This is a genomic window from Pseudomonas sp. QLc11A, assembly GCF_052112305.1.
GTDB classification, from domain to species: domain Bacteria; phylum Pseudomonadota; class Gammaproteobacteria; order Pseudomonadales; family Pseudomonadaceae; genus Aquipseudomonas; species Aquipseudomonas laurylsulfatiphila.
In genome coordinates this window covers 32,056-53,916 of record NZ_JAVAJJ010000016.1, presented here as the reverse complement: position 1 = coordinate 53,916, position 21,861 = coordinate 32,056, and the positions used below count along the sequence as shown (strand labels likewise).

21 protein-coding genes are annotated in these 21,861 nt (G+C 61.3%); 16 read left to right on the top strand and 5 right to left on the bottom strand.

Translation table 11 applies throughout. The annotated features are described in order from the left end of the window. Nucleotides 1–139 precede the first annotated feature (139 nt). The 7 genes from Q8X48_RS21660 to Q8X48_RS21630 all read left to right on the top strand — a co-directional run bounded on the left by Q8X48_RS21660 (nucleotide 140) and on the right by Q8X48_RS21630 (nucleotide 6,401). The gene (locus tag Q8X48_RS21660) at nucleotides 140–274 is read left to right on the top strand and encodes a hypothetical protein (protein ID WP_407801463.1); all 135 of its coding nucleotides are present in this window, start codon (nucleotides 140–142) and stop codon (nucleotides 272–274) included. 323 nt (nucleotides 275–597) lie between these two features. After that, entirely contained in the window at nucleotides 598–2,094 is a 1,497-nt protein-coding gene (locus Q8X48_RS21655; protein ID WP_407801462.1) for a methyl-accepting chemotaxis protein, read from the top strand. Between the two features lie 206 nt (nucleotides 2,095–2,300). After that, nucleotides 2,301–3,494 (top strand): Fic family protein, encoded by a 1,194-nt coding sequence (locus Q8X48_RS21650; RefSeq protein ID WP_407801461.1) that lies wholly within the window; start codon nucleotides 2,301–2,303, stop codon nucleotides 3,492–3,494. A 127-nt stretch (nucleotides 3,495–3,621) separates the two neighbouring features. After that, nucleotides 3,622–4,026: an antitoxin Xre-like helix-turn-helix domain-containing protein gene (locus Q8X48_RS21645; protein ID WP_102674010.1), complete on the top strand. Its 405-nt coding sequence runs from the start codon at nucleotides 3,622–3,624 to the stop codon at nucleotides 4,024–4,026. Further along, nucleotides 4,020–4,712: an RES family NAD+ phosphorylase gene (locus Q8X48_RS21640; protein ID WP_407801460.1), complete on the top strand. Its 693-nt coding sequence runs from the start codon at nucleotides 4,020–4,022 to the stop codon at nucleotides 4,710–4,712. The genes Q8X48_RS21645 and Q8X48_RS21640 overlap by 7 nt, the downstream gene beginning before the upstream one ends. A gap of 236 nt (nucleotides 4,713–4,948) precedes the next feature. After that, nucleotides 4,949–5,350 (top strand): hypothetical protein, encoded by a 402-nt coding sequence (locus Q8X48_RS21635; RefSeq protein ID WP_407801459.1) that lies wholly within the window; start codon nucleotides 4,949–4,951, stop codon nucleotides 5,348–5,350. A 307-nt stretch (nucleotides 5,351–5,657) separates the two neighbouring features. After that, entirely contained in the window at nucleotides 5,658–6,401 is a 744-nt protein-coding gene (locus tag Q8X48_RS21630; protein ID WP_407801458.1) for a hypothetical protein, read from the top strand. 147 nt (nucleotides 6,402–6,548) lie between these two features. On the opposite strand, the gene Q8X48_RS21625 is transcribed toward Q8X48_RS21630, so the two are convergent. The 4 genes from Q8X48_RS21625 to Q8X48_RS21610 all read right to left on the bottom strand — a co-directional run bounded on the left by Q8X48_RS21625 (nucleotide 6,549) and on the right by Q8X48_RS21610 (nucleotide 10,504). Then, nucleotides 6,549–8,117 carry a DHA2 family efflux MFS transporter permease subunit gene (locus Q8X48_RS21625; protein ID WP_407801457.1) on the bottom strand — a complete coding sequence of 523 codons (1,569 nt, stop codon included), beginning with the start codon at nucleotides 8,115–8,117 and terminating at the stop codon, nucleotides 6,549–6,551. Next, the gene (locus Q8X48_RS21620; protein ID WP_407801456.1) at nucleotides 8,114–9,199 is read right to left on the bottom strand and encodes an HlyD family secretion protein; all 1,086 of its coding nucleotides are present in this window, start codon (nucleotides 9,197–9,199) and stop codon (nucleotides 8,114–8,116) included. The genes Q8X48_RS21625 and Q8X48_RS21620 overlap by 4 nt, the downstream gene beginning before the upstream one ends. Nucleotides 9,200–9,294: 95 nt before the next feature. Continuing rightward, nucleotides 9,295–9,708 (bottom strand): cupin domain-containing protein, encoded by a 414-nt coding sequence (locus Q8X48_RS21615; RefSeq protein WP_095966436.1) that lies wholly within the window; start codon nucleotides 9,706–9,708, stop codon nucleotides 9,295–9,297. A gap of 43 nt (nucleotides 9,709–9,751) precedes the next feature. Further along, nucleotides 9,752–10,504, bottom strand: coding sequence for an SDR family oxidoreductase (locus tag Q8X48_RS21610; RefSeq protein ID WP_407801455.1), 753 nt, complete (start codon nucleotides 10,502–10,504; stop codon nucleotides 9,752–9,754). Between the two features lie 226 nt (nucleotides 10,505–10,730). Between Q8X48_RS21610 and Q8X48_RS21605 the strand changes: the two genes are divergently transcribed. From Q8X48_RS21605 to Q8X48_RS21565, 9 genes are all read left to right on the top strand, one after another. Further along, complete coding sequence (locus Q8X48_RS21605) at nucleotides 10,731–12,320, top strand: winged helix-turn-helix domain-containing tetratricopeptide repeat protein (RefSeq protein WP_407801454.1); 1,590 nt, start codon at nucleotides 10,731–10,733, stop codon at nucleotides 12,318–12,320. 256 nt (nucleotides 12,321–12,576) lie between these two features. Beyond that, nucleotides 12,577–13,950, top strand: coding sequence for a glutamine synthetase family protein (locus tag Q8X48_RS21600; protein WP_407801453.1), 1,374 nt, complete (start codon nucleotides 12,577–12,579; stop codon nucleotides 13,948–13,950). 7 nt (nucleotides 13,951–13,957) lie between these two features. Then, a complete protein-coding gene (locus Q8X48_RS21595; RefSeq protein ID WP_407801452.1) occupies nucleotides 13,958–15,349 on the top strand; it encodes an aldehyde dehydrogenase family protein in 1,392 nt (463 codons plus the stop codon). A 3-nt stretch (nucleotides 15,350–15,352) separates the two neighbouring features. Continuing rightward, a complete protein-coding gene (locus Q8X48_RS21590; RefSeq protein WP_407801451.1) occupies nucleotides 15,353–16,513 on the top strand; it encodes an iron-containing alcohol dehydrogenase in 1,161 nt (386 codons plus the stop codon). Between the two features lie 163 nt (nucleotides 16,514–16,676). Continuing rightward, complete coding sequence (locus Q8X48_RS21585) at nucleotides 16,677–18,230, top strand: amino acid permease (protein WP_407801450.1); 1,554 nt, start codon at nucleotides 16,677–16,679, stop codon at nucleotides 18,228–18,230. Between the two features lie 218 nt (nucleotides 18,231–18,448). Next, nucleotides 18,449–18,739 (top strand): DUF7693 family protein, encoded by a 291-nt coding sequence (locus Q8X48_RS21580; protein ID WP_407801449.1) that lies wholly within the window; start codon nucleotides 18,449–18,451, stop codon nucleotides 18,737–18,739. Between the two features lie 81 nt (nucleotides 18,740–18,820). Continuing rightward, nucleotides 18,821–19,393 (top strand): chorismate mutase, encoded by a 573-nt coding sequence (locus tag Q8X48_RS21575; RefSeq protein WP_407801448.1) that lies wholly within the window; start codon nucleotides 18,821–18,823, stop codon nucleotides 19,391–19,393. Nucleotides 19,394–19,399: 6 nt separating this feature from the next. Next, on the top strand, nucleotides 19,400–20,143 hold the full coding sequence (locus tag Q8X48_RS21570) for an SGNH/GDSL hydrolase family protein (RefSeq protein WP_407801447.1): 744 nt from the start codon (nucleotides 19,400–19,402) through the stop codon (nucleotides 20,141–20,143). Then, on the top strand, nucleotides 20,136–20,564 hold the full coding sequence (locus tag Q8X48_RS21565) for a nuclear transport factor 2 family protein (protein WP_102699154.1): 429 nt from the start codon (nucleotides 20,136–20,138) through the stop codon (nucleotides 20,562–20,564). Before Q8X48_RS21570 ends, Q8X48_RS21565 begins: the two co-directional genes overlap by 8 nt. A gap of 143 nt (nucleotides 20,565–20,707) precedes the next feature. Here Q8X48_RS21565 and Q8X48_RS21560 read toward each other — a convergent pair whose 3' ends face one another. Then, entirely contained in the window at nucleotides 20,708–21,832 is a 1,125-nt protein-coding gene (locus Q8X48_RS21560; RefSeq protein ID WP_407801446.1) for an agmatine deiminase family protein, read from the bottom strand. Nucleotides 21,833–21,861 lie beyond the last annotated feature (29 nt).

Here is a 21,861-nt window from a genome sequence, read left to right as displayed (position 1 = left end):
GCGCCCTTTTTGTTTGCGCTGCGTGAAGACGGTTCTGATCACTCCCCCCCCCAAGTGCCAAACGCCCCTGCCCACAGTCAATTAGCTAAACTTCATGAGTAAACCACTTCGCGAAACCCTGAAAATCAGGAGGCGAACCATGAGCAAGCAACCTCAACCCCAAAGCCGCTCCAACCCCCAACCCAGATCCCGTCCGTTGGTGCCGAACCTGCCGAGCAAAACCGGCAACAAGTCGGGCGGCTTGCGCGGTAACTATCCGCCGAAGACGTCGTAATTGCCTCGGGCGTACGACAGGCTTTGCAATGGAGCCTGTCGTACACCCCGTCACTTCAGCATTACTTGCCTCTATATCGGACATTGTTTTCCACAAGCGACGTCGTTCCGGCCAAGAGTGATGGCCAAGGGCTACGCTCTACACGGTTTCTCAAATACACCTCGTGCATGCCGCCGGCAATCGATTTGCCTCAATGGCTCAAGCGATAAAAATCCTGTGGCGAGGGAGCTTGCTCCCTCGCCACAGGGTCGGTGTCAGGCTTGTCTTCCGGTATCAGTCCAACCCCTGCTTCTTCCCGGTTCGATTACATGGAGTAAGCGTACATGCCCTTCCCCCCTCGTTTCCTCGACCACTACCGCAAAGCCGACCGCATCATGCTGGGCCTGATCTGGTTGATGTTCGCTTTCGCGGTGGGCCTGGCGTTCTGGCACGACACCTTCAAGCAGGCGCTGTTGGTGGGTGGCGGTACCAGCGTGTTGCTGACGCTGTTGTATCGCGCCATCGGCGGTTCTCGGTTGATGCGCTGTTTACTCGGCACAGGCTTGATGGTGATGGCGGCATTGCACATCAATCAGGCCGAGGGGGTCATTGAGTCGCACTTCGGGATTTTTGCGTTGTTGGCGGTGCTCACGTTTTATCGGGACTGGCTGCCGATTCTGGTGGCGGCGGTGACGATTGCGCTGCATCACGTGGTGTTTCATGTGTTGCAGCATCAGGGGTTTCCAGTGTTCGTGATGGCGCATCACGGTGGCTGGACGATGGTGTTCGTTCACGCCTTTTATGTGCTGATGGAAACGGTCGCGCTGCTCTATCTGGCGGTGCACAGCCAGGCCGATGCGGTGGAGAGCCAGGACATGCTGGACAAGATGCTCGCCGCTACTTCACAGCTGACAACCGATCCCGGTCAGGGTGACAAGGCGCGGGTGCATGTGTCGCTGGCGCAACGGTTCGATCAGTTCCTGATGCAAATCACCGCGCTGGTGGACGGGGTGGTGCGTGACTCCAACGGCTTGGGTCAGTTGGGCCAGGAGTTGGCCAAGGCCAGCAACACGCTGGAGAAAGGCGCCAAACATCAGTTGACGGAAATCGCGCAGATGACCGGGTCGATGCAGCGCATGGGCGATGCGATGGAGCACATCGTGGTGCAGGTCGAGCATGCCGTTGCACATGCCGGCCAGGCCAGTGTGCAGATCACCCGCGGGCAGGAAAGCGTGAACCGTGCCCGGCAGGAAATCACCCAGCTGGCTTCGCGCCTGGACGGCACCAACCAGACCGTGCAGGTGCTGGCCGGGCAGGCGCAGCAGATCGGTACGGTGCTGGAGGTGATCAGCAGCATTGCCGAGCAGACCAACTTGCTGGCGCTCAACGCGGCGATTGAAGCGGCGCGTGCCGGCGAGCAAGGTCGCGGCTTTGCGGTGGTGGCCGATGAAGTGCGCAGCCTGGCGCAGCGCACGGCGGTGTCCACCAAGGAAATCAGGACCATTATCGAGGCCTTGCAGCAAGGCAGCCGCAAAGCCGTGGAGGCCATGCAGGACAGCCGCGAAGGTGTGGAGCGCTGCGTCGAGGACAGTCAATTGGCGGCAGCCATGTTGCAGGCGGTCGGCAGCGACATCTCGCAGATCGATGAACTCAACGGGCGGATTTTCACGACGACCCGCGAACAATCCACGGCGAGTGTCGAGATTGTCGGGCGCTTGCAGTCGGTGCAGAGCATCGCGCAGAACACGGCGGATGATGTACAGACGCTGGCGTCGAGCAGTCGGCGCTTGCCGCCTATTGCGACTCGGCTGGATGCGTTGGGGCGCACGTTTCATCAGTGATGGAGTCGTGGGTGCCCAATTTGTACTCGATAGCGATCGGCACTTCCGAATTCTGGAGTTTTTCAAATAAATTTGTGAAATAAAATGTGAAGACAGATCAATTAATAATCCTCACACACCCACACAAACCCCAACAAAATAAGGCTTGTTAAACGATCTACCATGTGAAATAAAATGTGAAGATAACTCCGACGAAACGAACTACCATGTCCTTAATCACATCGAAATCCTGGCTGGATCCGGTTCTCCCGGAGTCACTGCCCCCATCGATCATTGATCTTGCCGATGCGTTACCCAGAAAAACCCAGTTTCTAGCCGGGCGACTACCGCCTGAAACCGCCGCACGACTCGGCCGTCTCCTGCAAATCACCAATACGTACTACTCGAACCTGATCGAAGGGCAATACACCGAGCCTGCCGATATGCAGAAAGCACAAACGGCGCCGGTCAAAGATCGCAAGCGGCTCAAAAGCCTGGCGGTTGAACAAATGGCGGTGCAAGCCTTGTTTGAGCGGACGTTGCGCCAGCGAGGCCCCTTTACCTGGGGCGACATGTTCGCACCCGAGTTCGTGAGCGCTGCGCATAACCGGCTTTTTCGCGGCGCCAGTGACGCAGAACGTACGCTGTCAGATGGCTCAATCATGCAGCCCGGTATTCTTCGGTCGGTCACGGGGCAAAACGTGATCGTCGGCAATCATGATGCGCCGCACGCTTCAGTTGTCGAGGCGATGCTGAGACACCTGCAGTCAGGGTTTGGCCGGCAGACGGACCCTCGCCGCCAGCTGATTTCTTCGCTTGCCTACCACCATCGGCTCGCCTGGGTTCACCCCTTTACCGACGGGAATGGTCGGGTTGCACGGCTGATCACTCATTTGCAGTTGGTACATCTGGGGCTGGAGCCAACCCTCTGGTCACTGTCACGCGGCCTTGCTCGACGGCATCAGGATTACTACAGCGCCCTGACCATGGCCGACCGCGCACGAGAGGGTGATTTGGACGGACGGGGTCAATTGTCTCAGCGACGTTATTTCGAATTCATTGAGTTCATGCTGCAGGTTTGTCACGACCAGGTCGACTACATGATTGCCGCAGTGGACCCATCCCGACTGCGTGAACGTGTAATACGTGCGTTTCGCTACAACGAGAGACTTCTACAGCAAGGTATCCGTCCGGAAAGTGCACCTGCGATTATCGCGCTAATCACCCAGGGCAGCTTGCCGCGCAATGAAATCAAGACGTTCACCGGCCTGACACCGCGCCCGGCAATCGACGAGTTATCCAGGCTTGTAAAAGTCGGCCTGGTAGAAAGCCGAACACCGAAATCCAGAATCGTGACCCCCGGCCTGCCCGCCTGGTTTGCCCAGGATGTCTTTCCAGACTTGCATCGACGTTTTCAGTAGCAAATAGCCTCAGCAAGATAGCGGTACTGATGCATTGGCACGCCAAGCCCACCTATCGCATAAATATTGCTCTACAGACTCATTAGATCTACATTTGAATCTATAGATGCAAGACAAGGACACGAACATGGCCGTCCCCGCCCAAGCCCAATCCTTCAGCAAAAACCAATGCGTCACCGGCCTTCGCGCCGCGGTGAGCATTCTGGAAAAGTGGCAGGCCAGCAGCGACCAGGCCTGTCGCATCCTGCGTATTTCCCGCAGCACCTACACCCGCGCCCGGCAGCGCGATGTGGAGTGGGCTGTGGCGCTGGATGCGGACCAGATGCAGCGCATCAGCTTCGTGCTGAACATTCACGCCACGCTGCGCCTGGTGTTCGACAACCCGGACAACGTGTACGGCTTTGCCTCGATGGCCAATGACAATGAGTTTTTCAATGGCCGCAGCCCGTTGGAGATCATGGCCCAGGGCGACATGATTGCGCTGTATGAAACCTTCCGCCGCATCGACATGTTGCGGGGTGCGCAATGGTGATGGCGAGTGAGCTGGCGGTGTTTGCCAGTCAGTCGCTGCAAGCTTATCGCCTGGTCAATTCGAAGTTTCCGCCCATAGCGTTGTTTGATGACGTCGCGGACGCGGATGAGTTTGAGGTGCTGTTCGAGATTCAGGCGCTGACCAATCCGCGGTTGAAGAATGAAGTGGGTCAGCTTGAGTTGATTGCGCGCAGCGAGATCCCGTTCGGGATTGCCGGTTGCTCTTACGCCATCGCGCCGTTTACCCATGTGAATCCGGCGGGGTCGCGCTTCAGTGACGGCAGTTTCGGGGTGTTGTACCTGGCGGATTCGATGGAAGCGGCGCTGGCCGAAGTGCGGCATCACCAGGCTCTGTATTGGTCGAAGGTGCCGAGCCTGAACTATGAGCGGTTTGTGTTTCGCGGGTTGGCCTGTGCCTTTGGCGATGGCGGAATGAAGGACGCCACCGCCCTGCCGTTGACCGATCCGGTGTATGCGTCGGACGATTACAGCCATTCCCGCGTGCTGGGGCGGGCGGTGCGGGACGCCGGTTGTCCCGGTTTGCGTTATCACTCGGTGCGCATGCCGGGCAGTCATTGCTGGGCGTTGATGACACCGAGGCCGGTCTCTTCGATTGTGCAGACGGCGCATTACGAGATGGTGTGGAATGGGCAGATCACCAGTGTCAGCCAGATCAGCGAGGCTTGAGCCCCGTTGTCAGGCACATGAAAACCTGTGGGAGCGAGCTTGCTCGCGATTGCTGTGTGTCAATCGACACAGATGTTGAATGTGAAACTGCCATCGCGAGCAAGCTCGCTCCCACATGGATCTGCGATCCATTGACCGCATCGATAGTCACCATCAGTTCAATGAAGTTCTCTTAAAAAATCCCCGGCGTAACATCTGCTCCATACCAACCCATAAGCACCCCGGAGCACACCATCATGAAACGCCAGACCCTCCTCAGCATCGCTTTCTCGGTTTTCGCAGTTAACGCTTTTGCCGCAAACTCTGCTCAACCTGTGGTCGCTGAAGGCGGCTCGGATCGTCTGATTGAAAGCCGTGTGGCTGAAGGTGGTTCCGATCGACTGATCGAGAATCGTGTGGCCGAAGGTGGTTCGGATCGCCTGATCGAAAACCGCGTCGCCGAAGGTGGCTCCGATCGCCTGATCGAGAATCGTGTGGCCGAAGGTGGTTCGGACCGTCTGATCGAAAACCGCGTCGCCGAAGGTGGCTCCGACCGTCTGATCGAAAACCGCGTCGCCGAAGGTGATTCGGATCGCCTGATCGAAAACCGCGTTGCCGAAGGCGGTTCGGATCGTCTGCTCGAAAGCCGCGCTGTCTGAATGCAGTGCTTTACCGCAGGACTCAACGAAAAGCCCGGCCTCAACCGCCGGGCTTTTTCGTGCGCATAGAATAAATCAGTCCCAACTACTTCAGCGCCCCCCCCTGTAGTGCCTGCTCTTCTTTCATTCAGGATAAAAGGTATATTCACGCGACAAACGGTACCCGTTTTTCGCCACGACCTGTCATTTGTTACAGTTGTCACGCCCCCACTTGTGCCCCCTAATGAACCTGTCGTCTACAGAGGGGACTTGCCCCACTCCTTGCGATGAATTGAAGCAATCAAATCTTCTCTTTGGAGTTTCCGCCGTGAACGAATTTCAAAACGATGCGATTCTCAAGTCCAAATTCGAAAACGATAGATCCCGCACGGGCAGCGTCGAACTCCTGCCTGCGCCAATGGTGATGGAGCGGGATGAACGTACCACCATTCTTTATGAAGGCGAGATCGAAGAGTCGGGGGCGATTACTCGACTGGCGGTCTATCCAGGCATGGCGCGCGGCGACCGCATAAAACTGACCTGGGAGAACACTTCAACCGAAATAGTGAAAAAATACTCAACCGAGCTGAAAGTCAGCGATCCTGAATCCTTTATCGACATCACAGTGCCGAAGAGTTTTGTGTGCTATTTCATCAATAATCTCGGAAGGTTTCAGGTCACGTATAAGGTCTTCCCCGCCGCTGGTGGCCCCCCGCTGCCTTCCGAATCAACCATCGTCACATCCGTCAAGTTAACGGGTTCCGTGATCCCCGCCCCAAAGGCTCCCGAAGCCAAAGATGGAAATCTGAGCTCGCAGCATGATTACCCCGATGGATTGACCATTCTACTCAGTCCCAAGTTGACAATTAACTGCACCTGGACGAGCTACGGTCGGGATGGCCGAATCCTTTATCTTGAGAGATGGAATCCGGAAAGTGACGAGAAGACGGTCGTAGTACCTGAAGTACTGAAACTCATAGAGACAGGCGGAGAAGTTCGTGTCAGCTCCTTTAGTAACAACCTGGAAGATTATATTTTCGACTCCTTGCCTCTGGTTCTGAAGGTGTTGTAACGCTCGACTGCAACTTCTGCTCAACCTGTAGTCGCTGAAGGCGGCTCGGATCGTCTGATCGAAAGCCGCGCTGTCTGAATGCAGTGCTTTACCGCAGGACTCAACGAAAAGCCCGGCCTCAACCGCCGGGCTTTTTCGTGCGGGTGATCAATTCGTCCGTTGTTCATGCGCTTTCGCATAGCGCGTCAGGCCAATCTTGATGCCGACCAGGATGGGCGCGGCAAAGACGAACAACAGGGCCACGGCGAAAAATGCCGTGTCGAAGGCAATCACCGTGGCCTGACCCGACACCGCCTTGCCCAACAGGCTGGTGGCTGCCCGGCCGGCGGCCACCGGGTCCATGCCCTTCCCCGCCAGCATCGCGGTGGTGGTCGTCAGCCGCTCGACGAGCGCGTGCCCCCCCGGAGTGACGTGGGTGCCGAGGACCACGCCGTTGGTGACGGCGTGATTCTCGATCAGGGTCTGCAGCCCGGCGACGCCCATCAGGCCACCCAGCTGGCGCCCTGTGTTGAACAGGCCGATGCCGCTGGCCAGGTTGCGGCTGTTGAGGTGGGTGAAGGCAATCAGTGTGATCGACAGAAACAGGAAGCCCAGGCCCAGGCCGCGCAGCAGGATGGCCGCCATCATGTCATCGCTGCCGCTTTCGCTGGTGGAGCCGGACAGCATCCACATAGCCGCCATGATCAGCAAGATGCCCAAGGGCACGGTGGCCACAGGCGGCACGCGGCGGGCCTGGAACAACCAGGCGGCGATGAGCAGCGACCCGACAAAAAAACCGCCGCTGGGCAATAGAAGCAACCCGGCATCGGTCGGTGTGAAAGCGAGTACCGACAGGGCGAACGCCGGGATCAGGTAGGCGCTGCCGAACAGCGCGGCACCGGCGACGAAACTGACGATAAAGGCAAAGGTGAAATCGCTCGATTTGAACAGGCTGAAGTCAAGCAGCCCCTGGCCTCCGGTAAGGACCTGTTGGCCGATAAAGCCCAGCAGCGCGGCGGTACCGATCACCGTCAGCACCAGAATGCGCGGTTCCTCGAACCAGTCCCAGCGGCTGCCCTGGCTGAGCACGTAGGTGAAACAGAACAGGGCCGCAGCGAGCAACGAGAACCCGAGCCAGTCAAACGAAGGTTGCCGGCCCCTGGCGGGCATGGGGTGGTCGGCGATGAACAAAAGGCCCGTCGCGGCCAAAGCCAGCGGCACCACGCTGAAGAAAATCCAAGTCCAGGAATGGCTGTCGATCAACCACCCTTGCAGGGCCGGTGCGAGGGTCGCGGACGCGACCACGGCCGCCATGGCGAACAGGGCTTGCAGGATCGGCTGAAGGGCCCGCGGATAACCGCGAAAGATGATCGCCTGGCCCGCCACCAGCAAAGCACCGCCGGCGAAGCCTTGCAGGATGCGCAGTGCGATCAGCAGCTCCAGCCAGGCGCTGACGGCAGCCACGCAGCACGCCAGACCCATGACCAGGGTGGCGCCGATGAGCACGTTGCGTGGAGAAAACCGCTGCATCAGCCAGGGGGCGAGCATGAACCCGATCAGCTTGAGGGCGATGTAGCCGACATCCAGCCAGGCGAACTCGTCAGGCGTGGCATAGGTGTCGCCGATGATGTCGCCGCGTCCGAGGGCGAGCACGGTGCTGGCGATCGCCTCGGTCAACGCGGCCAGGACGATGCCCGCGATCAGCAGCACGCCGGTCGTCGGCCTGGCGCGACTCATGAGCCGGCCCCTTGCGCAACCTCTACCCGCGCGGACAGCCCCGGCACGATGCGGCCCGGTAGCGGATTGTCAGCCAGGCGGATCTTCACCGGAACGCGCTGTACGACACGTACGAAGTTCCCGGTGGCGTTGTCGGGCGGCAGCAGGCTGAACGCCGAGCCACTGCCCGGTGCAAAGCTGTCGACCACGCCGGCCAGTGCCGCATCGGGATAGCCATCGACCGTGACGCGCACGGGCTGACCAGGGCGAATCTGTTCGAGCTGGGTTTCCTTGAAATTGGCCACGACCCACACATCGTTGACCGGCACGATATCGAGCAAGGCGACACCCGGTGTGACGAAGCGGCCGAGGCGAACCTGACGATTGCCGACCACGCCATCCACAGGCGCATGCACCACGGTGTGATCGAGATCGATCCGGGCGAGATCACGGGCCGCTTCAGCCTGGGCCACCGCTGCCACGGCCGCCTCTCTTTGCGCGACAAACACAGTGATGCGTTGCTGTTGCGCCTCGACCGTTGCCGAAGCGGCCGATACCGACGCCACGGCTCTGGATTGTGCCGTGCCGGTTTCATCGACCAGTGCCTGGCTCACGGCGTTGCTGACGATCAGTTTGCGGCTGCGGTCGTGGGTCTTGGCCGCCAGGCTCATGTCGGCGGTGGCCGAGCGTCTTTGTGCTTCAGCCTGCCTGATCAGCGCATGCTGAAGCCGGATCTGCGCGTCGACATGGGTCAGGTTCGCCCGGGCGGCGCTGACATTGGCCTCGGCTTGCGCGAGTTTGGCGCGATAGTCGCGGTCATCGATACGAAACAGCACATCACCCGCGCGCACGCTCTGGTTGTCCTCGACCTCGAGCGCCGTGACATAGCCGGCGACCTTGGCGGCCAGCGAAGTGACGTCGCCGCGGACATAGGCGTTGTCGGTCGAGGTCACGCCACGGGTAAACGCCATGGCGCCCCAAACCGCCACGACCATCACGGCCGCGACACACAGCAACAGGCCGATGGTCTTGCGCTGGCTGCGCCGCACCACGACCACCGGCGTTGCGGTGGCAATGGCGGCCTTGTCCTGGAGCGAGTTCATTTTTTCATATCCTGTTCAATGCCAAGAGCCAGGCAGCCACGGGGCGGCAGGGTCTGCCGCCCGGCTGTCGAGCCTTCATGAGCGGGTTGATCGGCTCACTGTTTGATCGGGGTGACGAGCACCTTTTCCTCGGTGTCGAGGACGAACACCGCCAACAGGCGTGCCGGTTGGGTATCACTGGCGTTGGCGCTGACCAGGTGCACGGAACCCGGCTCCTCTACGAAGTTTTCGCCGACCTTGTAGATATGTTCCGGCTGGCCTTTGACGTGGATGCGAAACGAACCTTCCAGCACCGTTGCATAGATGAAGGCCGTTTTCGGATGGGTGTGGGCCGGTGACGCGGCACCCGGCCCATACTCGACGACTACGCCCCTCATGCTCTTGCCGGGGATATTGGGAATGGGACGGTCGAACACCACCGTCACCTTGCCGGGGGGCGGCTCGGCGGCCGAGGCGGCGCTGATCGAGAGCGCTGCGAACACAGCGGCCATTAGCAATCGGGTAACCATGGGATGTCTCCTGGATGCATAGGGAAATGAGAGGTGAGATCCGTTACTGCGCTGTCGACCGGGCCAGCCAGTCGTCGAAGCGAATCGCCCCCAGGCGTGCGTTCTTGCTGGTGACCAGCGATTGATCGTCGAGCACGGCGCCGAAGTAACGGGCATGTACATCCGGCACGACCTTGCGGCTGTCCTGGGTGGCTCGCAGATAGCGCCTGGCCAGTTCGTCGATCGGCATGGTTTCCGGGCCGCCCACTTCAACCGTGCCATTGAGCGGTGCTGCCAGCACGACATCGGCCAGCGCCGCTACCACGTCGTCGGACGCAATCGGCTGGATCAGCGCCGGCGAAGCATGAATCTCATCGCCGACGGTGAACGACTGGACAATGCCGGCGGCAAACTCGGAGAACTGCGTGGCACGCACAATGCTGTAGGGAATGCCGGACGCCTTGATAAGGGCCTCCTGCGCGACCTTGGCCCGGAAATAACCGGTATCGGGAAGCCGTTCGCTGCCGACAATCGACAGGGCCACGTGATGACGAACCCCGGCAGCGGCTTCGGCGGCCAGCAGGTTACGACTGGAGGTCTGGAAGAAATCGAGAACCGCCTGGTCTTCCCACGAGGGTGCGTTCGCCACATCGACCACCACGTCAGCACCATCCATCGCTTCGGCCAGGCCTTCGCGGGTGATGCTGTTCACGCCCGTACTGGGGCTGGCGGCGAGCGCATCATGACCGCGCTCGCGAAGGGTGTTCACAAGTTTCGATCCGATGAGGCCGGAGCCTCCGATGACGACGATCTTCATGACTGTTCTCCACTTGTCGACTGCAACCATTGCGTCGGTGTAGAGAGATTGCCTGCACGGGCAAGGCAAGTCCTTGCGCCAGGCTTGGGTTTGCCTTGGCGAGCGCTTGGATTTTTGTCCAAGGCAACTGACGGTCGTCCAGCCCCCTTGCCGCTGACGGTGCAGCGGCTGTCGAGCTGCCGTATCATCCTTTTCAGTCACAACCAGCCGCCTGGGGATGCCCGTCTTGCCATTCAGTTTTGAAGATTACGTACTCGATCAGGAACGCCGGGAGCTGACCCTGCGCGGGCAAGTCGTGGCCGTCGGACCGCAGGTTTTCGACCTGTTGCTGCTGTTCGTCAACAATCCCGACCGCGTCGTCAGCAAGGACGAATTGCTCAAGGCGGTGTGGGGCGAGCGGATCGTTTCGGAATCGACGATCACCAGCCACATCAATGCCGTGCGCAAGGCCATCGGCGATACCGGTGAGGAGCAGCGCCTGGTACGCACCGTCGCCCGCAAAGGCTACCGCTTCGTTGGCCAGATCAACGGCGACTTGACCGGGCAAGCGCGACAGCCCGAAGACGATGAACGCCCGACCGCCGCCCAGAAGCCAATCCCCTCACCGGCGCTGGTCCTGCCGGAAAAACCCTCGATCACCGTCCTGCCCTTCCAGAACCTGAGCGGTGATCCGGAGCAGGAATACTTCGCCGACGGCGTCGTGGAGGACATCATCGCCGCCCTGTCGCGCCTTCGCTGGCTGTTCGTCATCGCGCGCAATTCGAGCTTCACCTACAAGGGCCAGACGGTGGACGCGCGGGGCGTTGGCCAGGCGCTGGGCGTTCGCTACGTGCTCGAAGGCAGTGTGCGCAAGAGCGGGAACAAGCTGCGCATTACCGGGCAACTGATCGACGCGACAAGCGGCACGCACATCTGGGCCGAGCGCTTCGAAGGCCTGCTGGACGATATCTTCGAGCTGCAGGACCAAATCACCGAAAGCGTCGTGGGCGCGATCGCGCCGCAACTGGAGCGGGCAGAAATCGAACGCGCCAAGCGCAAGCCGACGGAAAGCCTGGACGCCTACGACTACTACCTGCGGGCCATGGCCAAACTGCACAGCGGCAGCCGGGAAGCCATCGAGCAGGCGCTGCCGATGTTCTACCAGGCCATCGAACTCGATGGAGAATTTGCCTCAGCCTATGGCATGGCTGCCTGGTGCCACTTCTGGCGCAAGCTCAATGGCTGGATGGTCGATCGGCCTGCGGAAATCGCCGAGGGCATACGGTTGGCGCGGCTGGCGGTGGCCCTGGGCCGCGATGATGCCGTCGCATTGACCCGGGGCGGACATGCGCTGGCCCATCTCGCCGGCGAAGTCGACGGCGGCATTGCACTGCTCGACCGGGCGCGCCTGCTCAACCCCAACCTCGCCCCCGCCTGGTTTCTGGGCGGTATCCTGCGGGCGCTGCGCGGTGAAACGGACGCGGCCATCGAGCATTTGAACCATGCCGTTCGCTTGAGCCCGCTGGACCCGGAAATGTTCAGGATGCAGGTCGGCATGGCGCTCGCGCATTTCTTCGCCGGGGACTTCGATGCCGCTGCGGCTTGGGCGGACAAGGCTCTGGGCAACCTGCCCAGCCTGCTGGTCGCCGCGGCACTGGTGGCGGCCAGTCATGCGCTCGGTGGTCGAATGGACAAAGCGAATCTGGCGATGCAACGCCTGCTAGCGCTGGATCCCTCTTTGCGCCTGTGCACCCTCAAGGACTGGCTGCCCATTCAACGGCCTGAGGATTTCGCCCGTTTCGTCGATGGATTGCGCCTGGCGGGATTGCCGGAGTAAACGCGACACCCCCTGTAGGAGCGAGCTTGCTCGCGATGGACGTGAAGACAACGCGTTTAATCAGAAATCCCGCGTCATCGTTAACGACCATCGCGAGCAAGCTCGCTCCTACAATAGTTGCACATTGCTACGGTAGGCTAAGCTTTGAGCAACTCGTTGCTCATGATGCTCGGTTCTGCAGGTTTTGGGGGTTTCTGGAGAGCGTCTGCAACAGCGATCTCAGACTGGCCAAAACCTTTCACGCAGGATTGCCGTGATGACCGAGCCCCTCCTCAGCTTTGATGCACTCAAACGCGCCGCTGCCGCCGGCGAAATCGACACCGTGCTGGTCTGCATGGTCGACATGCAGGGACGCCTGGTCGGCAAGCGCTTCCAGGTCGAATTTTTCATCGACAGCGGCCACGAAGAAACCCATTGCTGCAACTACCTGTTGGCCGACGACATCGACATGGAGCCGGTGCCGGGTTACGCCGCGGCCAGCTGGAGCAAGGGCTACGGTGATTTCGTGCTCAAGCCGGACATGTCCACCCTGCGCCGCGTGCCCTGGCTGGAATGCACGGCGCTGGTGCTGTGCGACGTGCTCGATCATCACCATCGCCAGGACCTGCCCCACAGCCCGCGGGCGATTCTGAAAAAGCAGGTCGAGCGCCTGCGCGAGCGTGGCTATACCGGCATGTTTGCCTCGGAACTCGAGTTCTATCTGTTCGATGAGAGCTACGAGGCCATCCACAAGCGCAACTATCACAAACCGAAAACCGCCGGCCATTACATCGAGGACTACAACATCCTCCAGACCACCCGCGAGGAGCCGGTGCTGCGGGCGATTCGCAAGCATTTGCAGGCCTCGGGCATTCCCGTGGAAAACTCCAAGGGCGAATGGGGCCCAGGCCAGGAAGAGATCAACATCCGCTACGCCGATGCAATGACCATGGCCGACCACCACGTCATCATCAAGCACGCCTGCAAAGAGATCGCGCAGTTGCAGGGCAAGGCGATCACCTTCATGGCCAAGTGGCGCTACGACGCCGCCGGTTCCAGCAGTCATATCCATAATTCACTGTGGGACAAGAACGCGAAGAAGCCGCTGTTCTTCGACGCGAAAGCCGAGTTCGGCATGTCGAAACTGATGCGTGCCTGGGTCGCCGGGCAGCTCAAATACGCCAACGACATCACCTGTTTTCTCGCGCCCTACATCAACTCCTACAAGCGCTTCCAGGCCGGCACCTTTGCGCCGACGCGGGCGGTGTGGAGCCGCGACAATCGCACCGCGGGCTTTCGCTTGTGTGCCGAAGGCAGCAAGTCCATCCGCATCGAATGCCGCATCGGCGGCGCCGACCTCAACCCCTATCTGGCCTTCGCCGCGTTGATCGCGGCGGGCCTGGCCGGCATCGACGAAAAGCTCGATCTCGTGCCGCCATTTGAAGGTGATGCCTACCAGGACGAGCATTTGCCGGAAGTGTCCAAGACCCTGCGCGAGGCGAGCGCCGCCCTCAAGGCCTCCGGCATGTTGCGCGAGGCGTTCGGCGATGAGGTGGTCGACCATTACGTGCACACCGCCGAGTGGGAACAGAAAGAGTACGACCGGCGAATCACCGACTGGGAACTGCAGCGCGGCTTCGAGCGCTATTGAGAACATCATGACTGCGAAGGTGCAATTGATCTCCCCGGTCGATGGCCGGGTGTACGTCGAACGAGAGATGGCCGATGCAACGCAGGTCGAGCAGGCGCTGACCGCCGCTGCCAGCGCACAGTCGGCATGGCAACGCCGCTCACTGAGCGAACGCGCAGCATTTTGCAGTGCCGCAGTGGACGCGATGTTGTCGATGCAGGCGGACATCGTGCCGGAACTGGCCTGGCAGATGGGTCGCCCGGTGCGTTATGGCGCCAGCGAACTGCGCGGTTTTGCCGAACGCGCCCGGCACATGATCGCCATCGCGCCGCAAGCGCTGGCCGCTGTAGAGCCGGTGCCTGTGGCGGGTTTTCGACGCTACATCAAGCGCGAGCCGCTGGGCACGGTGCTGGTGGTCGCGCCGTGGAACTACCCCTATTTGACGGCGGTTAACACGATCATCCCGGCGTTGATGGCCGGCAACAGCGTGATCCTCAAGCATGCGTCGCAGACGCTGCTGGTGGGCGAGCGTTTCGCCGAGGCCATGCGCCGCGCCCATCTGCCGGACGGCCTGTTCCACAACCTGCTGCTCGATCATCGGCAGACCGCCGCGATCATTGATTCGGGTCGGGTACAGCAGGTCAACTTCACCGGTTCAGTCGATGCCGGCAAGGCCATGGAAAGCGCCGCCACGGGACGCTTCATCGGCGTGGGCCTGGAGCTCGGCGGCAAGGATCCGGCCTACGTGCGGGCTGACGCCAACCTCGAGCATGCGGTGGAAAACCTGGTGGACGGCAGTTTCTTCAATTCCGGGCAGAGTTGCTGCGCCGTGGAACGCATCTACGTCGACCAGAAAATCTTCCCGGTATTTGTCGAGCGCTTCGCCGAACTGACCCGCCAGTACGTGCTAGGCAACCCGCTGGACGAAGCCACCACCCTCGGTCCGATGGTGACACCGGGTGCCGCGTTTTTCGTTCGTGGCCAGATCGCCGAAGCGTTGGCCCAGGGCGCGACGGCGCTGATCGATCCGCAGGCCTTTCCCGCCGACGTGCCGGGCAGTGCCTACCTCGCGCCCCAGGTCCTGGTCGATGTCAGCCATCAAATGTCGGTCATGCGCGATGAGAGCTTTGGCCCGGTGGTCGGCATCATGCCGGTGGCCAGCGATGACGAGGCCATTGCCTTGATGAACGACAGTGAGTTCGGGCTCAGCGCGTCCATCTGGACCCGGGACCTCGCAGCGGCCGAACGTCTGGGCAACCAGGTCGCCACCGGCACGCTGTTCATGAACCGCTGCGATTACCTGGACCCGGCGCTGGCCTGGACCGGCGTGAAGAACAGCGGGCGCGGCGTCACCCTGTCGCCACTGGGCTACGAGCACCTGACCCGAGCCAAATCCTTTCATCTGCGTCACGAGGTGTAGACCATGAACCTGACTGGAAACTGGAACTACCCCACGAGCGTTCGGTTCGGCGTCGGGCGCATCGCCGAGCTGGCCGACGCCTGTCGCAGCCAGGGGATCCAGCGACCCTTGCTGGTCACCGACAGCGGCCTGGCCCGCGCACCGATCACCACGGCGGCACTGGAGGCTCTGCGCGCCGCCGGCCTGGGTGTGGCGTTGTTCTGTGACCTCAAGCCCAACCCGGTCGAGGCCAACCTGGCTGGCGGGCTCGACGCCTGGCGCGCCGGCAAACATGACGGTGTGATCGCCTTCGGCGGCGGCAGTGGCCTGGATATGGGCAAGCTGATTGCCTTCATGAGCGGCCAGACCCGCCCGGTCTGGGACTTCGAAGATATCGGCGACTACTGGACCCGCGCCGACGACAGCCGCATCGCCCCGGTCATTGCCGTGCCGACCACGGCGGGGACCGGCTCGGAAGTCGGGCGTGCGGCGGTGATCATCGACGAGCGCACCCACACCAAACGCATCATCTTTCACCCGAAAATGATGCCGCGCGTGGTCATCAGTGACCCCGCCCTCACCGTCGGCATGCCCGCCAAGGTCACCGCCGGCACGGGCATGGACGCGTTATCGCATTGCCTGGAAGCGTACTGCGCCCCCGGTTTTCATCCCCTGGCCGATGGCATTGCGGTGGAAGGCATGCGCTTGGTAGCCAACGCCCTGGTGAAAGCGGTACACACGCCGTCGGACCTCGAGGCGCGCGCGCAAATGCTCGCGGCGGCGGCCATGGGCGCCACGGCATTCCAGAAAGGCCTGGGCGGGATGCATGCGCTCTCCCATCCGGTGGGTGCGCTGTACGACACCCATCACGGCATGACCAACGCCACCTTCATGCCCTATGTCCTGCAATTCAATCGTACAGCCATCGAGGAGCGCATCACCCGCCTGGCGGCGTACCTACGCCTGCCCTCGCCGGGGTTCGACAGCTTCCTGGCCTTCGTCCTCAAACTGCGCAAGGACATTGGCGTGCCCCATACCCTGGTTGAACTGGGCGTGGATGACCGGCAGGCGGACCTGATCGCGGACATGGCGATTGTCGACCCCTCGGCAGGTGGCAACCCGCTGCCCTTGACCCGGGACGGTGTGGCAAAGATTTTCGACGCGGCACTTCACGGCCGTCTGTAGGAGCGAGCCTGCTCGCGATGGACGTCAACGATGACGCGGGGAGCCTGACACCCCGCGTCGTCCTCCAGTCCATCGCGAGCAGGCTCGCTCCTACAGAAAACCAAGGTCGAGCCTACGGCGGCTCAGTTCGGCCTGTCCAAAACCTGAAAAGGGGCACACAACAATGAACCCAACAAGCCAGCCGGGCACCGACACCCACGACGATGACGTCAAGGTGCTGCACAGCATGGGCTACGCCCAGCAACTCTCACGACGAATGGGTGTTTTCTCCAACTTCGCCATTTCCTTTTCGATCATCTGCATCCTCTCCGGCGGCATCAACTCACTGGCCCAGGGCACCTCGGGCGCCGGTGGCATATCCATCGGGATCGGCTGGCCGATCGGCTGCCTGATCTCCGGGGTATTCGCCATGGCCATGGCGCAGATTTCCTCGGCCTACCCCACCGCCGGCGGCCTGTACCACTGGGGCTCGATCCTCGGTAACCGCTTCACTGGCTGGCTGACCGCGTGGTTCAACCTGCTGGGGCTGGTCACGGTGCTGGGCGCGATCAACGTCGGCACCTATTACTTCTTTTTCGGTGCCTTCGGACCGGCACTGGGCATGGAGGACACGACCACGGTCAGGGTGATTTTCCTGGCAATCCTCACGGGCCTGCAGGCCTTGTGCAACCACTTGGGTATCGGCCTGACCGCCAAGCTCACCGACTTCTCCGGCTACCTGATCTTCGCCACGGCGCTGGCGCTGACCATCGTCTGCCTGATCTCGGCACCCAGCTACGAATTCGCACGGCTGTGGACCTTCGGCAACTATTCCGGCGAAGCGGGCGGCAGCGTCTGGCCGCAGGTCTCCAACGGCTGGGTTTTCATGCTCGGCCTGCTGTTGCCGATCTACACCATCACCGGCTATGACGCCTCGGCGCATACCTCCGAGGAAACCCGCAACGCGGCCATGTCGGTGCCCCGCGGCATGGTCATGTCGGTGGTCTGGTCGCTGCTGTTCGGCTGGCTGATGCTCAGCGCGTTCGTGCTGATGCTGCCGAACATGGACGAGGCTGCCAAACAAGGCTGGAACGTGTTTTTCTGGGCCATGAACACCCAGGTCAATCCGACCTTGAAACTGGTGCTTTTCGTGGCGATATTCATCTCGCAGGTGCTCTGCGGACTGGCCACGGTCACCTCGGTTTCGCGCATGATCTTCGCCTTCTCCCGGGACGGCGGCCTGCCCTGCTCCAAAGCCCTGTCCTCGGTCTCGCCGACCTTTCGCAGCCCGGTGGCGGCCATCTGGACCGGTGCCACCCTTGCCGTACTGTTCGACTGGGGCTCGTCGGTGATCTCGGTCGGGGCAACGCCGGTCTACACAATCGTGGTGTCCTGCACGGTGATCTTCCTGTTCTTCTCCTTCGCCATCCCCATCGTGCTCGGCCTGTTCACCTACGGGACTTCGAAGTGGCCGACCATGGGGCCATGGAACATGGGGCGATTCTGGTACTCGGTGTTCGCCATCCTCTCGATCCTGTCGATGATCATCATTTTCGTCATCGGCATCCAGCCACCGAACGATTGGGCGCTGTACATCACCATCGGCTTCCTGGTGCTGACCGCTATCGTCTGGTTCGGATTTGAAGCCCGACGCTTCCAGGGGCCACCGGTGGGCGACATGATCGTCAAGCGCCAGGCTGAAATCGCCGCGGCGGAAGCGGCGTTGAACCGGAAATAGAGCGAGCAATGAGTAACCTGTGGGAGCGAGCTTGCTCGCGATGGCGGCGTGTCAGGCGCCATGGATGCTGGATGTGCCGGCCTTATCGCGAGCAAGCTCGCTCCCACAGGGTTTGTGGTGTTCCAACGCTTGGCTGACTGGCATTAGCCGCATCTGCCAGGCTTTTTTGTATGGCGATGATTTATCCTGTGCCCCCCGATTTCATCCCGGAGACACCTGTGCCCGCCCTCACCTCCCGCGAGGTTTACCAGCCGTTGCGCGATGCCGCCCAAGGTATTCGCACCTTCAAGCGTATCGATGAGTACTGCACGTCGAACCTTGTACGGGTCGACATCGACGGCTGGCGCCTGTTGCTCGACGTCGATGCCGGTCACTTGCGCCACTGCCTGCACGGCCAATGCCCCGATGGCCGCGAGTATGCGTTCGACAACGGGCAGCGCTTCGGCACCGACCCGGTGAGTTTGCTCAGCACCTGGGAACTGGCGCAGATTGAGCGGTTACTGGCCTGAATCATTCGCAACCTGTCGTTCCCTGGCCGCACTTGTGATACACAAGCCGGAGTGATTTTTGCGTCCAAGGAGATTCCGTCCATGCCCCGTTCCCCACGCCTTTCGCACTGGCTGGCCTGCACCCTGCTCGGTTTGTTTGCTGGCGGTGCCCAGGCCGGCACGACGCCCCCGGCACCCGATGCCCTGCAACCCTTGCTGGCGACGATGAACGAGCGCTTGAACATCAGTGAGCTGGTGGCGCTGACCAAGTGGGACAGCGGCAAACCGGTCCAGGACAATGTCCGGGAAGCGCAAGTCATCGCCAACGCGCGCAAGCAGGCGGATCAGCGCAAGCTTGACCCCGACGAAGTCGCCGACCTGATCGCTGCCCAGATCGAAGCCAGCAAACTGGTGCAATACGGCCGGCTCGCACAATGGCAAGCAGCGCACAAGGCACCGGACACGCCACGACCGGACCTCAACAACGACATCCGGCCCAAACTCGACAAACTGCAGAACCTGCTACTCACGCAGTACGCCGCGTTCCTGCCCTACCGCAAAGACCCGAACTGCCCGCAATGGCTGGCCACCGAACGCTCCGCGCTGATCAAGGATTACCTGCATGGGCAGGCGATGATTCGTGCGACGGGCGAGTTGTGTATTGCGGGGCGATAACGTCATATGAGCCGGGTTGAAACCCTCGCCAAAATCCTGCTCGGCCCGTTGCTGCTGATTCAGGGCCTGTACACGCGACGGGTGACGCCGAAGCTGCCGGAGGCCGAAGGTGAACGCCAGGGCGTGGCCGGCAGCGGCGATGTTCTGCGGTTGTTGATTGTCGGCGACAGCGCTGCGGCGGGGGTGGGTGCGGTGACTCAAGGTGAAGCCCTCAGCGGTCGGCTGGTGGAGCGCCTGGCCGAGGATTATCAGGTGTCGTGGAAACTCTGGGCGCGCACCGGTCTGGATTCGCAAGGGTTGCTGGAGCTGCTCGAACAGCACGCCCCCGAGCCGTTCGATGTGGCGATTTTGTCGATTGGCGTCAACGATGTCACCAGTTCGCTCACCCTGGATCAGTGGCTCGCTCGGCAACAGCGCTTGATGACGCTGTTGTGCGACAGGTTCGCGGTGAGGCAGATTGTGGTGTCGCCGCTTCCACCGATGCACCTGTTCCCCGCCCTGCCGCAGCCACTGCGCTGGTTTCTGGGGTTCAGGGCGCGTCGCTTCAACGCACATCTTGCGGATCTGGCCGCCGGCGTGGATCAATGCACGATACTGACCACCCCGCTGGCGCCCGAACCGGGCTTGATGGCCAGCGATGGTTTTCATCCGGGACCGATGCTTTATCGTCAATGGGCCGACGATGCCGCCAGGGTTATCGATCAACGCTTTCGCACCACAACAATAAAAACAGGAGTTGAAGATGTCTGAGCTGAACCTGAACCCCAATGTCGCAGCGTCCCTGAAGCAGTGGCACGCAATGCTCGGCAACCGCGACTTGAGCGCGTTGCCCGAACTGCTCGATCCGCAGGCGGTGTTCCGCTCGCCGATGGCGCACACGCCGTATCCGGGGGCGCCGGTGGTGTCGATGATCCTCAACACAGTCATGAACGTGTTCGAGGATTTTGCCTATCACCGCGAGCTGGCGACGGCGGATGGCTTGAACGTGATTCTCGAATTCAGCGCCCGGGTCGGCGAGAAAGAGCTCAAGGGCATCGACATGATCCGCTTCAACGAACAGGGCAGGATTGTCGAGTTTGAAGTGATGGTGCGGCCGCTGAGTGGCTTGCAGGCGCTGGGTGAGGAAATGGGCCGGCGGTTGGGGGCTTATCTGAAGGCCAGTAAGGCCTGATTTCCTGATTCCCCCCCCCTGTAGGAGCGAGCCTGCTCGCGATGGACTCAAGAGCGCTGCGTTTAGTCAGTAAACACGCGGCATCGTTAACGTCCATCGCGAGCAGGCTCGCTCCTACAGGTTTTGTGTACAAGCCAAAGGCTTCACACCATCGGCTGATGACTGGTCACGCAGTGTATGCCGCCACCACCGGCAGAGATCGCGTCGATGTCTAGCTGCACCACTTCACGCTCCGGGTAAAGTTCGGACAGCAGGTCGAAAGCCTTGGCATCCGCTTGCTTGTCGCCGAATTGCGGCGCAATGATCGCGCCGTTGATCACGAAGTAGTTGATGTAGCCGGCGGCGAAGTCCGGGTTGTCCTTGCTGAACCGGCTGTTGCGCGGGTTGAGCGGTGGCGAAACGGTATGCACCTGCAATTTGCGGCCATCGGCATCCGTGGCGTTTTCCAGGATCTGCAGATGGGCGCGAGTGACTTTGTAGTCGTAGGACTCGGGGTCGTTGTCGAGGTTGGCGATCACCACCCCGGGCTTGACGAAGCGTGCATAGAAGTCGACGTGGGCGTCGGTGATGTCCTTGCCCTTGATGCCCGGCAGCCAGATGATTTCGCGCAGGCCCAGGCGTTCCTTCAGCTCCGCTTCGACCTCGGCCTTGCTCCAGTCGGGGTTGCGATTGCGGTTGATCCAGCTGCTTTCGGTCATGATCCCCGTGCCGTGACCGTCCACTTCGATGCCACCGCCCTCGCCCACCAGTTCGCTGCGCCGGTAATCCGCCCTGGCGTTTTGCGCGACCTGTGCGGCCAATTGCGCATCGTCCTCATGCTGCTGTTTGTTGCCCCAGCCGTTGAAGTTGAAGTCCACGGCGCCGAGGTTGCCGTTGTCATCGACGACAAAGTTGGCGCCGATGTCGCGCATCCAGATGTCGTCCAGTTCGGTGATCACGAAGGTGGTGTTGTGGCTGCCGCATTTGGCTTCGGCCAGGCGCCGTTCGCTCTGGCGACAGAACACCGTGACCGGCTCGTATTCGGCGATGCTGCGGGCGATCCGGCCAAGGGCGTCTTGCACGTGGGGCGTGAAGTCCTCCCAGATCGCGGCCTGTGCCCCGAAGGCGATGAAGGCCCGCTGGTGTTTGTCCCCTTCATCGGGCATGTACCCGTTGCCTTTGCCGGCCGCGCGCACCGGCATGGCCCCCAAGCCCAATCCCATGGACGCCACCGCGCCCAGTCCGGCGATGACCGATACCTGCTTGATGAATGTTCGACGTGTCGGCATGTGTTTTCCTGAAATCCGGGATTTGGCCG

Bases quoted from the DNA above. Each gene is read 5' to 3' on its own strand.
- Q8X48_RS21660 (WP_407801463.1), top strand. From the start codon at position 140: ATGAGCAAGCAACCTCAACCCCAAAGCCGCTCCAACCCCCAACCCAGA.
- Q8X48_RS21655 (WP_407801462.1), top strand. From the start codon at position 598: ATGCCCTTCCCCCCTCGTTTCCTCGACCACTACCGCAAAGCCGACCGC.
- Q8X48_RS21650 (WP_407801461.1), top strand. From the start codon at position 2,301: ATGTCCTTAATCACATCGAAATCCTGGCTGGATCCGGTTCTCCCGGAG.
- Q8X48_RS21645 (WP_102674010.1), top strand. From the start codon at position 3,622: ATGGCCGTCCCCGCCCAAGCCCAATCCTTCAGCAAAAACCAATGCGTC.
- Q8X48_RS21640 (WP_407801460.1), top strand. From the start codon at position 4,020: ATGGTGATGGCGAGTGAGCTGGCGGTGTTTGCCAGTCAGTCGCTGCAA.
- Q8X48_RS21635 (WP_407801459.1), top strand. From the start codon at position 4,949: ATGAAACGCCAGACCCTCCTCAGCATCGCTTTCTCGGTTTTCGCAGTT.
- Q8X48_RS21625 (WP_407801457.1), bottom strand. From the start codon at position 8,117: ATGAGTCGCGCCAGGCCGACGACCGGCGTGCTGCTGATCGCGGGCATC.
- Q8X48_RS21620 (WP_407801456.1), bottom strand. From the start codon at position 9,199: ATGAACTCGCTCCAGGACAAGGCCGCCATTGCCACCGCAACGCCGGTG.
- Q8X48_RS21615 (WP_095966436.1), bottom strand. From the start codon at position 9,708: ATGGTTACCCGATTGCTAATGGCCGCTGTGTTCGCAGCGCTCTCGATC.
- Q8X48_RS21610 (WP_407801455.1), bottom strand. From the start codon at position 10,504: ATGAAGATCGTCGTCATCGGAGGCTCCGGCCTCATCGGATCGAAACTT.
- Q8X48_RS21600 (WP_407801453.1), top strand. From the start codon at position 12,577: ATGACCGAGCCCCTCCTCAGCTTTGATGCACTCAAACGCGCCGCTGCC.
- Q8X48_RS21595 (WP_407801452.1), top strand. From the start codon at position 13,958: ATGACTGCGAAGGTGCAATTGATCTCCCCGGTCGATGGCCGGGTGTAC.
- Q8X48_RS21590 (WP_407801451.1), top strand. From the start codon at position 15,353: ATGAACCTGACTGGAAACTGGAACTACCCCACGAGCGTTCGGTTCGGC.
- Q8X48_RS21585 (WP_407801450.1), top strand. From the start codon at position 16,677: ATGAACCCAACAAGCCAGCCGGGCACCGACACCCACGACGATGACGTC.
- Q8X48_RS21575 (WP_407801448.1), top strand. From the start codon at position 18,821: ATGCCCCGTTCCCCACGCCTTTCGCACTGGCTGGCCTGCACCCTGCTC.
- Q8X48_RS21570 (WP_407801447.1), top strand. From the start codon at position 19,400: ATGAGCCGGGTTGAAACCCTCGCCAAAATCCTGCTCGGCCCGTTGCTG.
- Q8X48_RS21565 (WP_102699154.1), top strand. From the start codon at position 20,136: ATGTCTGAGCTGAACCTGAACCCCAATGTCGCAGCGTCCCTGAAGCAG.
- Q8X48_RS21560 (WP_407801446.1), bottom strand. From the start codon at position 21,832: ATGCCGACACGTCGAACATTCATCAAGCAGGTATCGGTCATCGCCGGA.